At 69.9% G+C, this 10,527-nt stretch carries 9 protein-coding genes; 6 read left to right on the top strand and 3 right to left on the bottom strand.

Features of this window, described 5'->3' with window-relative positions:
- The 3 genes from AC6EI8_RS19665 to metC all read left to right on the top strand — a co-directional run.
- On the top strand, window positions 1-174 hold a 174-nt coding region (locus AC6EI8_RS19665), incomplete at its 5' end, for a rhodanese-like domain-containing protein (protein WP_498382666.1).
- A gap of 49 nt (window positions 175-223) precedes the next feature.
- Window positions 224-1,204, top strand: coding sequence for a Bug family tripartite tricarboxylate transporter substrate binding protein (locus tag AC6EI8_RS19660; RefSeq protein ID WP_498382665.1), 981 nt, complete (start codon window positions 224-226; stop codon window positions 1,202-1,204).
- A gap of 22 nt (window positions 1,205-1,226) precedes the next feature.
- Window positions 1,227-2,411 (top strand): cystathionine beta-lyase, encoded by a 1,185-nt coding sequence (metC, locus tag AC6EI8_RS19655; RefSeq protein ID WP_265632394.1) that lies wholly within the window; start codon window positions 1,227-1,229, stop codon window positions 2,409-2,411.
- Between the two features lie 100 nt (window positions 2,412-2,511).
- Here the strand turns inward: metC and AC6EI8_RS19650 are convergent, their stop codons facing one another.
- Entirely contained in the window at window positions 2,512-3,513 is a 1,002-nt protein-coding gene (locus tag AC6EI8_RS19650; RefSeq protein WP_498382664.1) for a tripartite tricarboxylate transporter substrate-binding protein, read from the bottom strand.
- A 224-nt stretch (window positions 3,514-3,737) separates the two neighbouring features.
- Here AC6EI8_RS19650 and AC6EI8_RS19645 point away from each other — a divergent pair, with 224 nt between their 5' ends.
- Window positions 3,738-5,060 (top strand): NAD(P)/FAD-dependent oxidoreductase, encoded by a 1,323-nt coding sequence (locus AC6EI8_RS19645; protein ID WP_498382663.1) that lies wholly within the window; start codon window positions 3,738-3,740, stop codon window positions 5,058-5,060.
- On the opposite strand, the gene AC6EI8_RS19640 is transcribed toward AC6EI8_RS19645, so the two are convergent.
- Window positions 5,036-5,959, bottom strand: a complete 924-nt coding sequence (locus AC6EI8_RS19640; protein WP_190286336.1) for a LysR substrate-binding domain-containing protein — start codon at window positions 5,957-5,959, stop codon at window positions 5,036-5,038. The genes AC6EI8_RS19645 and AC6EI8_RS19640 overlap by 25 nt on opposite strands.
- Before the next feature lie 635 nt (window positions 5,960-6,594).
- Between AC6EI8_RS19640 and AC6EI8_RS19635 the strand changes: the two genes are divergently transcribed.
- A complete protein-coding gene (locus AC6EI8_RS19635) occupies window positions 6,595-7,686 on the top strand; it encodes a porin (RefSeq protein ID WP_498382662.1) in 1,092 nt (363 codons plus the stop codon).
- On the opposite strand, the gene AC6EI8_RS19630 is transcribed toward AC6EI8_RS19635, so the two are convergent.
- On the bottom strand, window positions 7,677-9,269 hold the full coding sequence (locus AC6EI8_RS19630) for a glycine betaine ABC transporter substrate-binding protein (RefSeq protein ID WP_190286339.1): 1,593 nt from the start codon (window positions 9,267-9,269) through the stop codon (window positions 7,677-7,679). The genes AC6EI8_RS19635 and AC6EI8_RS19630 overlap by 10 nt on opposite strands.
- Window positions 9,270-9,657: 388 nt before the next feature.
- Between AC6EI8_RS19630 and AC6EI8_RS19625 the strand changes: the two genes are divergently transcribed.
- Window positions 9,658-10,527: LysR family transcriptional regulator (locus AC6EI8_RS19625; RefSeq protein WP_498382661.1), on the top strand; the 870-nt coding region annotated here is incomplete at its 3' end.

The following is a 10,527-nucleotide window of genomic DNA, read 5'->3' as shown; positions in this document are numbered from 1 at the left end:
CCGCTGTCGGCCTCGCCGAACGAGCCCGCCGACCGCGACTGCATCGACTACCTGTTCTTCGTGCACGACCGCCACGACGGCAACAAGGCCGCCGCGCGCCAGTACCTGGCGTGGGAAACCAACCTGATCTCCCAGCTCGATGACGCCGAGCTGGGCAGCTACCGCCTGCCGTAGTACCACCACGCCTGGAGGAGTCCCCATGAAAAGAACCATATCCCTGTCGATGCTCGGCCTGCTGGCCGCGGCGCACCTGACTGCGGTCCCCCTCGCCACCGCCAGCGCGCAGCCGCTGACGCCGGTCGGCGGCTATCCGAGCCAGCCGATCCGCTTCGTCTCGCCCTTCCCCGCCGGCGGCGGCAACGATGCGATCACGCGCATCGTCACCAACAATCTGGCCGCCATCACGGGCCAGCCCGCGGTGGTCGACAACCGCGGCGGCGCGGGCGGCAATATCGGCGCGAAGCTGGTGGCCGAGACCAAGCCGGACGGCTATACGCTGCTGACCTCGCAGGTGTCGCTGATGGCCGTCAATCCGACGCTGTACTCGTCGGCGGGCTTCGATCCGATCAAGAGCTTCACGCCCATCACGCAGTTGAACGCCGCGCCGCTGGCCATCGTCGTCGCCGCCGATTCGCCGCTGAAGACCTTCGCCGACCTGGTCACGCAGGCCAGGGCCGAGCCGGGCAAGCTGACCTACGCGACGCCGGGCAACGGCACGCTGTCGCATCTGGTCGGCGTGGTGCTCGACAAGGACCACAAGATCGCGCTGACGCACGTGCCGTACAAGGGTGCGGGTCCGGCCATCACCGATCTGCTCGGCGGCCAGGTGGCGACGCTGATTACCTCGACCTCGTCGGTCGCGGGCTTCGTGCAGAGCGGCAAGATGCGCGTGCTGGCGGTGACCAGCCCGAAGCGCCTGGGCGTGTTCGCCAAGGTCCCGACGCTCGACGAGCTCGGCTACAAGAACACCAGCTTCGAGGACTGGTACGGGATCTTCGCGCCGGCCGGCACCTCGCCGGAGCGCGTCGCCTACCTGCGCGCCTCGATCGTGCGGGTGCTGCAGTCGCCCGAGGTCGTCAAGCTGATCCACGACGGCGGCAGCGAGGTCGTCGCCAGCACGCCCGAGGCCTTTGCCGCGCAGCTCAATAGCGATATCGCGAAGTGGTCGCGCATCGTCAAGCTGTCGGGCGCGAAGATCGACTGATTGCCGATGCCGCTTTGACGCCATGCCCGATCCCATCCAACATTCGCCGCTGACCACGCTGATCCACGCCGGCAAGGCGCTCGACTATCCGGGCGGCCGCCCCGTCAATCCTCCGGTCGTGCGCAGCAGTACGGTGCTGTTCGACACGGTGGCGCAGCAGCGCGAGGCACGCGCACGGCGCGGCGAGGAACGCCTGTTCACCTACGGCGCGCGCGGCACGCCGACCAGCTTCGCGCTCGAGGACGCGGTCTGCGCGCTCGAAGGCGGCCATCGGACGCGGCTGTATCCGACCGGGCTCGCCGCGATCGGCATGACGCTGCTGGCCTATCTGCGACCCGGCGACCATGTGTTGATGGCCGACTGCGTCTACGAGCCGGTGCGCCATCTGGCCAATACCTTCCTGCGCGATCACGGCATCCGCGTCGATTTCTACGCCGCCGACGGCAGCGACCTCGAGGCCCGCATCGAGCCCGCCACGCGCATGTTGTACGCCGAATGCCCGGGCTCGCTGGTCTACGAGATGTGCGACCTGCGCCGGCTGTCGGCGCTGGCGCGGCGGTACGGGCTGCTGCTGGTGGCCGACAACACCTGGGGCTCCGGCCTGCAATACCGGCCGCTGGCGCTCGGCGCCGATGTCTCCATCATGGCCGCGACCAAATACCTGTCCGGGCATTCCGACGTGATGATGGGTACGGTGACGACCACCGAGGACGCCTGGCAGCCGCTGTCCACGCTGGCCGACAGCTTCGGCATCGCGGTGAGCCCCGACGATGCCTATCTGGTGCTGCGCGGCATCCGCAGCCTGGCGCCGCGGCTGGCGATGCACGAGGCCAACGCGCTGGCGGTGGCCGACTGGCTGACGCAGCGCCCCGAGGTCGCCACGGTGTTCTGCCCCGCGCTGCCCGCCGATCCGGGCCACGCGCTGTGGCAGCGCGATTGCACCGGCACCAACGGCCTGCTGTCGTTCGAACTGCGCAGTCACGACCTTGCCGCCGCGGAACGCTTCATCGACGCCCTGACGCTGTTCGGCATCGGCGCTTCCTGGGGCGGCTACGAAAGCCTGGCGACGCTGTCGGACGTCAAGCGCGCCCGCAGCGTCGGCGACTGGTCGGGCCGCGGGCCGATCGTCCGGCTGCATGTCGGGCTCGAGGATCCGCGCGATCTGATCGCGGATCTCGAGCAGGGGCTGGCGGCGATGGGCCGATGAACTGCAGGACGGCCGCGTAGCCGCCCGCCGTCGCTCGCTCTTGGTGGCCCTTGGTCGCCCTTGGTCGCTCTTGGTCGCTCTTGGTCGCCCGCAATCGCGCTCAATCCCCCTTGTACCCCGAGGTCCGGACGATGGGCGTCCAATGTTCGCTCAGGCGCTTCCTGCGTTCGACCACCTGTGCCGGCCTCGAGCCTGGCTGCGGCTCGTATCCGATCGCACGAATGCGTGCCTGCACGTCGGGCTGGGCGAGCACGGCCCGCATGGCCGTGTTCCAGCGCGCGATCTGCGCGGGCGGCGTACCGGCCGGCGCGTACAGCGCATAACCGGAACTGGCCAGCAGCGACGGGTAACCCTGTTCGCCAAAGGTCGGCACATCGGGAAGCTGGCTGCTGCGCTGCTTGCCCGATACGGCCAGCACGCGCACCTTGCCGGCGCGGTGCTGCTCGACGAAGACGCCGAGCCCGTCGATCGCCGAGCCGATCTGGTTGCCCACCAGATTGGTCACCATGGCGGGCCCGCCCTGGAACGGCACGATCGACATGTCGACGCGGGTCTGGCGAGTGAAATCGAAGGCGAGGAAGTGCAACACCGATCCGAGTCCCGATACGCCCAGCGTGGCGGCGGCGGGATTCGCGTGGGCCGCCTTGACGTAGTCTGCCAGCGTCCGGTAAGGCGAACTTCCGCTGACCGCGATGCCATAGTCGAGCGCAGCCACCTCGGTGATCGGCGCGAAGTCCTTGTCGGGATCGTACCGCAGATTGCGGTAGACCAGCGGTGCGATGACCATCGTGTCGAACAGCGTCATCAGCACCGTATTGCCATCGGGCGCCGCCTGCTTCAACGTTTCGGCGGCTACCCGGGTGCTGGCGCCGGGGCGGTTTTCCACGATCACCGGCTGCTTCAGCTGGTCCTTCAGCCGGTCGACCAGCACGCGCGCCATCGCGTCGGCCGCGCCACCGGCGGGAAACGGAACGATAAAGCGGGCCGGCGCCTCGGCACGGGCCTGTCCCGGCGAACCCAAACCCAGGATGCAGCCCGCGGCCAGCGCGGAAATGGTGCCAATGGCGCGACGGCGCCCCGCTCGTGTTGCATTGCTCGACATGCCTGGTCTCCCCTGTCGTGTCTCGTGTGCTCGTGTGTCGTGTGTCGTGTTCTCGCGTGCTGGTGTGCTCGTGCCCTGCGGCGACGCCAGGTCATCATGGTCAAGCCCGGCGGGAATGTCGAATCACGGTTATGAATGCGCCATCACGAATCCGAAATGGCGGGACGGCGAGGCGGTGCCGCATGATGGCGAGGCGTATTTCCGCCGACTCATCGTTCCGACCCATGTCCCTGTCATCGCCCTGCACCATCTCGACCACCGCTGTTCCGCCTCGGCCGCAATCCGCGCCCAGCCGCCCGGCCGCTTCGGCCAGGATCGCCGTCGTCGGCGCCGGCATCGTCGGGCTGTGCATCGCGCTGTCGTTGCGGCGCCTGGGCCGCGATGTGGTCCTCTACGACGCCTTGCCTCCCGGCGGCGGCGCGTCGTTCGGCAATGCGGGCCTGATCAGCGTGGACAGCTGCATTCCGATCGCGCTGCCCGGCATGGTATGGCAGCTGCCGAAGTGGCTGCTCGACCGGCATGGGCCGCTGGCGATCCATCCGCCGCGGCTGCTGGCCGCCGCGCCATGGTTGCGCGCATGGGTGCGTGCCAGCCGTCCGCAGCAGGTCGAGCGCGCCGCGCGCGCACTGCGCGCATTGCATGCGCCCGCGCTGGACGGCTACCGCGAACTGCTGGGCGACGCCGCGGCCAGCGCGGTGATCCAGGCTCGAGGGCACTTGCACCTGTGGTCGGCCCAGCGCCCGCCATCGCGCGCCGATCGGCTCGTCGCGCGCTTGCGGCAGGAACAGGACGTCGCCACGGAGCCGTTGACGCCGGCCCAGCTGAAGGCCCTGATGCCGGACCTGGCCGATTACGTACGAGGCGGCATCCGCTTTCCGCGGCATGCGCACGCGATCGATCCGCAGCGGCTGACGCAGGCGCTGGCAAGCCAGTTCGAGCGCGAAGGCGGCAAGATCCGCCTGCGCCGCGTGCAGCGGCTGCAGCCTTGCCACGACGGCGGCTTCCGCTTGTGGACCCATCAGGGAGACGACCGTGCCGACCGTGTGGTGGTGGCGGCCGGCGCCTTCTCCGGGGAATTGCTCGATCCGCTGGGCGTGCGCCTGCCGCTGGAGGCCGAACGGGGCTATCACGTGCAATTGCCGAACCCCGGCGTGACAGTGCCGGTGCCCTTCATCTACAAGGATCAGGCGGTCGCCGTCACGCCGATGGAAGGCGGCCTGCGCTTCGCCGGCACCGTCGAGATCGCCGGGCTGCGCCATCCGCCGGACGAGCGCCGCACCGAGGCGATCCTGGCCACCGCGCGCCGCTTGTTCCCGGGCATCGACACGCGGGGCGCGAGCGTCTGGCTTGGCGTGCGTCCTTCCACGCCGGACAGCGTGCCGATCATCGACGAGCTGCCGGCGCATCCGGGCCTGTATCTCGCCTGCGGCCACGGCCACACCGGCTTGACCGGCGCGCCGATGACCGGCCGATTGATGGCCGCGCGCGTGGCCGGCGTGCCGTGCGCGCTCGACCCGTCGCCCTACCGGCTCTCGCGCTTTTCCTGAGTTCCCATCCGCAGCAGGATGTCGCGGGCCAGTTCGATCAGCGCGCGCGGCTGCAGCTCCTGCGTCCGCGATTTCAGCCAGTAGGCGCGGTACGACAGCCGGCGCGACGACGACAGCGGCAGCACGCTCAGGCGGGATGCCCCGAACAGCTGCGCCGGCAGGCCATCGAACAGCATGAAGCCCAGGCCCTCGGCCACCATGCCGCACGCCGAGATGGCCGCGGGACATTCGGCAACCGGTACCGGCATGGCGCCGCAGGGTTCGAACAGCCGCTCCACCACGTCCTCGATGCCCTCGATCCGGGACAGCGAGATCATCGGCTCATCGAGCAACTGGCTCGGCTCCACCACCGCCTGGCGCGCGAGACGATGGCCAGGCGGCAGGTAGCAGAGCATCGGCAGCTCGGCCAGCAGTTCGCTGTCGACGCCCGGAATATCCGGCACCTCCAGCGCGAAGCCGATGTCCGCCTTGCGCGAGCCGATCAAGGCGGCCACATGGTGCGCGACGCGGGAATGCACGGAGAAAAAGATATCGGGATACTGCCGCGCATAGGTGGCGGCGAGCCGAGGCAGCACGGTCGCGCCAAAGGCCGGCGTGCACGCGATCGAAATCCGCTGGCGCTGGTCTTGCTCGATGCGCTGGCAGAAGGCGTTGATGGCATCGAGACCGATGAAGGACTTCTCGATTTCCTCGAACAGCATGTCCGCACCGGGCGTCGGCACCAGCCGCCCGCCGCGGCGATCGAACAGCAGGAAGCCAAGGCGCTCCTCGGCGTCGCGCAACACGTTGCTGATCGCGGGCTGCGTCACATGCAGGCGGGTGGCCGCGCCCGTCACCGAACCGGTCAGGATGATCGCGTGGACCGTTTCGATATGGCGGAAACTGAGTTTTCTTCGCATGACGGTACCGGGAATGGCCGGTGGCCTGCTGCCTTCGGCCGGGTGGAGGCACATCGCAGGACGGCGCGGAGAGCTGGCGATCGGGCTGTCACTCGCGCTCCTCGGCGTTTAATCGAAGCTGTTTACCGATTAAATTTATCCCACTTTCACAAAAATTATTTAAACATCACATTTCAGCGATGCCGCGAGGGCGTTCGCCAGGACAGTTTTCGCCGGCCAATGACGCCCGTCACGCGGTCCTCGGGACCGCGTTTTTCGGGCCGGCTCGGCAAAGCAGGTAAACTACCGCCCGTTCGCCGTACCGGGGACGACCCGGAACACGCCTTCACCGTCCGCCCTGCACGAGCCGGAACGACGCGCGAGGTGGGCGCCGGCGAACCCAGCCACAAGGCCCTCGGGCCCACTCCCGCGGCGCCGGACCGTCCGGCATCGCACAGGCTTGCCCGGCTCCACTGCCGGCATTCGCCGCCAGCAAGGCAACGTCGCCCATCTCGACCTTCGCCCGGGACACGCGCCACCGCGCACGTCCCGATGACGACCCGCGTGCCCGCGCGGGACTGGTACCGCAGGCCATCGGCCTGACGGGTCCGCCGGCGCCGTGCGCGTCGGACGGGTCCGACCTCGGAGGACAATCCATGAAGAAGACAGCCAGCCCCTGGCTGCTGGCGGCCGGGCTGTTGCCCGTCGCCGCCCTGCCCGGCACCGCGCATGCGGAGCCCGGCGTCACGCTGTACGGCATCGTCAGTTCGGCGGTGCGCTACACCTCGAACCTCGACGGCCATCGCAACGACCAGCTCGCGCTGGTTTCCGGCGGCATGGTCGGCAGCCGCTTCGGCATCAAGGGCGATGAAGACCTCGGCGGCGGCAATCACGCGATCTTCCAGCTCGAAGCGGGCGTCGGCAGCGACGACGGCCGCCTGGGCTACAACGCGCTGTTCGGCCGGCAGGCCTATGTCGGCCTGAAGGGCGACTGGGGCAGCCTGACCTTCGGGCGCCAGTACAACGCGCTGAACAATATCGGCTGGGCCTTCAATCCGCTCGACCAGGGCTGGGGCAACTTCTGGTCGGACCCGCTGTACCTGGGCGGCGACATCTTCATCCAGGACTACCGCATCAACAACAGCGTGGTGTACCAGCGCACGATGGGCCCGCTGACCGTGCAACTGGACTACGGCGCCGGCGAGCAGCCCGGCAGCATGGTCCGCGGCACCACGCTGGGCGGCGGCGCGCTGTACCAGCAGGGACCGGTGGCGTTCGGCGTCGCCTACGACCAGCGCAAGAACGACGATGGCAGCGGCACGGTGCGCAACTACACGGTCGGCGGCTCGTATGCGTTCGGCAAGGCCAAGGCCTTCGTCGGCCATATGGGCCGGCGGGAATCGGCCAGCGATGCGCGCTACGCCATTGCCTTCGCGGGGCTCGGCTATCAGCTGACGCCGGCGCTGCATCTGTCGGGCGCCTACTACCGCTACTGGCAGAACGGCAACGTGGCCACGCAGTTCCAGGACGTGCCGGTGCCGCTGGGCAGCGGCAATGCCGACAGCGTCGCGGTGGTGGCCGACTACGCGCTGTCCAGGCGCACCCACGTCTATGTCGAGGTCGATGCCGCGCGAGCGCGCGGTGGCGCGGTCGGGCGCGAGACCGAGTACTGGGCCGGCACGCCCGCGCTCGATGTCGACAGCACCACGCGCGTCGGCGTGATGGTCGGCATGCGTCATCACTTCTGAGCGTTGCGCTGGCCGCGGAACAGCAGCCAGCGCTCGATGCCCTCGAAGATGCCCTGCGCCAGCAGCGCGAGCAGCGCCGAGGGAATCGCCCCGGCCAGCAGCAGCGTGTCGTCGTTGAGCGCGAGGCCGGTGGCGATACGCTCGCCATAGCCGCCGGCGCCGACGAAGGCCGCCACGGTCGCCGTGCCGACGCTGATCACGACCGCGGTCTTGATGCCCGCCAGAATCACCGGCAGCGCCAGCGGCAGTTCCACATGGCGCAGGCGCTGGCGCGCGGTCAGCCCCAGCGCGCGGCCCGCGTCCGACAGCCCGGCCGGCACCTGCTGCAGCCCGGTGCAGGTATTGCGCACGATCGGCAGCAAGGCGTAGAGAAACAGCGCGACCATCGCGGGCCACAGCCCGATGCGGCCGAGCAGCGGAATCAGCCCCGCCAGCAGCGCGAGCGACGGCACCGTCTGCAGCATGCCGGCGATGGCCAGCACCACCTGCCCCAGCCGCCGGCGGCGCGCGGCAACCACGCCGAGCGGCACACCGACCACCACCGCGGCTCCGACCGCGCCGGCCACCAGCGCCAGATGCTGGCGGGTCAGCCGCCAGGTGTCCGGCCCCAGCAAGGCGCCGAGCAGCCCTGCCCGCTTGTCCGCCGCCGTGCCATCGCCCTGCAGAAAACCCCGCGCCACCGAGGCGAAGCTGGCGCCGTCGAGTTCGGCCTGCGCGTTCATCGCGATCATCCGCTCGCCGTCGATGCGGCCTTCCAGCCCGGCGATCGCACGCCATGCGGCGGGATGGCGCCGCGGCACATCAAGGCGGTACAGCACGATGGCGTCGTAGCGCGGAAACACACGACGGTCGTCGTCGAGCACGCGCAGGCGATAGGCGCGGATCTTGGCGTCAGTGGAATAGATGTCGATCGCATCGACCTGTCCGGCCGCCAACGCTTCGTAGGCGATGCCGTGGTCCAGCCCGACCGGCTGCTGCGGCAGGCCGTAGCGGCTGGCCAGCATGGGCCAGCCGTCGGCGCGGCCCAGGAATTCGTGCGACAGGCCGAGCCGTAGTGCCGGTGCCTGGGCCAGGTCGGACAGCGTGCGCAGGCTGGCGGGCGCGGCGGAGGCCTGGGCGCTTTTGCCGCCCATGCGACCGGAGCCGGCCTCACCGCCCGCCGCAGCGGCGTGGGCGCTCTTGTCGCCCGCGCCTGCCATGCCGCCCGTGGCGCCCTCGCCGCGCACCGCGATCGCATAGGTGTTCTGGAAGCCGAACGGCACCGCCGCGCCCAGCCCCAGCGGCGCGAGGGCCGCATTGATCTGCGCCAGCGTCGCGGTGGCCGGCAGCTTCAGCAGCTCGGCCGCCACGGTGCCGGTGTAGTCAGGGTACAGGTCGATGCTGCCGGCGCGCAGCGCGGCGAACACGATCGCGGTATTGCCGAGCCCGGCCAGATGGCGGGCGGGACCGGCCGTCGCCGCGGTCTGGGTCAGGATTTCGCCGAGGACATAGGACTCGGTGAAGCGCTTCGAGCCGATCTTCAGCGTGGCATTGGCGCTGGGCGCGGCGGACGGATCGCCCTGCGCCCAGCCTGCAGGCGGCATGCCGAAGAACAGGGACAGCACGGCCAGCAGGCCCGACAGCGGTCGCCGCAGGGGCTTCAAAAGTGGTCCCCGCAGCGGTCCCAAGAGCGATCCCCGCGGCGGCTTCAACAGCCGCCCCAACAGCGGTCTCCGCAGCGTGCCGGAAGCCCGGCCGCATGATTGCCTCATCCCGTCTCTCCAGGCACACGACCGGCCCATGATAGCGACCCGCCGTCGGGACGCACCCGCCGGCCAGCCCGGCATCGGCGCCGGGCGGCAGAAGCGTATGCCGAAATAGTATTTGCATTCGGTATCATAAGCGTGCAAGAATGCGATATACGCATAGTTCGCCGCATGCCTTCAGTCAGGGGCCATGCGTGCCGCGTCAGCCAGATTGCCGCCCGGAACCATGGAAATCCGCCAGCTCGAAGCCTTCGCCGCAGTGATGTCGACCGGCAGCGTGACCGCCGCCGGGCGCCTGCTGGGCCGCTCGCAGCCGGCGATCACGCGCTCGATCCAGGAGCTGGAGAGCGAACTGGGCTTCGCGCTGTTCGCCCGCAGCGGCCCGCGCGTCAGCCCGACCGAGCGCGGCTTCCTGCTGTACGAGGAGGTCGAGCCGGTGCTGCTGGGCATGCAGCAGATCCGCGCCAGCGCCGCGGTAATCGGCCGCGAGGGCAGCCGTTCGCTCAATGTGGTGGCGACCCCGGCGCTGGCCGCGGGTCTGGTGCCCGCCGCGCTTGCCGCCGATCCGGCGCTGCCGGCGCAGATCCATCTGCACAGCGCCTCGCCCGAGAAGGTCGTCCACGCGGTGCTGACGGGTGCCGCCGAAGTCGGCGTCACCAGCCTGCCGCTCGAGCATCGCGGCGTGGCGGTGCACTGGATCGGCGAGGTGCAATGCGTGGCGGCATTGGCCGCCGACGATCCGCTCGCGGCGGCCGATACCGTGCCGCTGGCCGCCTGCGCCGAACGCGCGCTGGTGACGATGCAGAACCCCTACCGGCTGCGCCAGCTGGTGGACCGGGCGCTGCAGGACGCCGGCATTGCGGTGCCGCGCCGGATCGATACCAATACCTCGCTGAACGCGCTGGCGCTGGTGCGCGCCGGCCTCGGGCTTGCCGTGCTCGAGCCCGTCACGGCGTATGGCATGCCGGTCGACGGCGTGGCCGTGCGGCCGATCGACGTGCCGATCCCCTTCCATTTCTGCGTCATCACGCCGCAGGGACGGCCGCCGACGCCGGCGGTGCAGAGCCTGACCGAACAACTGGCGCTGGCCGCGGCG

The sequence above is a fragment of the Cupriavidus sp. R6-3 genome, assembly GCF_059772245.1.
This window is presented reverse-complemented; position numbering and strand designations above follow the sequence as displayed.

Coding starts and splice junctions, on each gene's coding strand:
- AC6EI8_RS19660 (WP_498382665.1), top strand. CDS start 224: ATGCTCGGCCTGCTGGCCGCGGCGCACCTGACTGCGGTCCCCCTCGCC.
- metC (WP_265632394.1), top strand. CDS start 1,227: ATGCCCGATCCCATCCAACATTCGCCGCTGACCACGCTGATCCACGCC.
- AC6EI8_RS19650 (WP_498382664.1), bottom strand. CDS start 3,513: ATGTCGAGCAATGCAACACGAGCGGGGCGCCGTCGCGCCATTGGCACC.
- AC6EI8_RS19645 (WP_498382663.1), top strand. CDS start 3,738: ATGTCCCTGTCATCGCCCTGCACCATCTCGACCACCGCTGTTCCGCCT.
- AC6EI8_RS19640 (WP_190286336.1), bottom strand. CDS start 5,959: ATGCGAAGAAAACTCAGTTTCCGCCATATCGAAACGGTCCACGCGATC.
- AC6EI8_RS19635 (WP_498382662.1), top strand. CDS start 6,595: ATGAAGAAGACAGCCAGCCCCTGGCTGCTGGCGGCCGGGCTGTTGCCC.
- AC6EI8_RS19630 (WP_190286339.1), bottom strand. CDS start 9,269: ATGCCGCCTGCAGGCTGGGCGCAGGGCGATCCGTCCGCCGCGCCCAGC.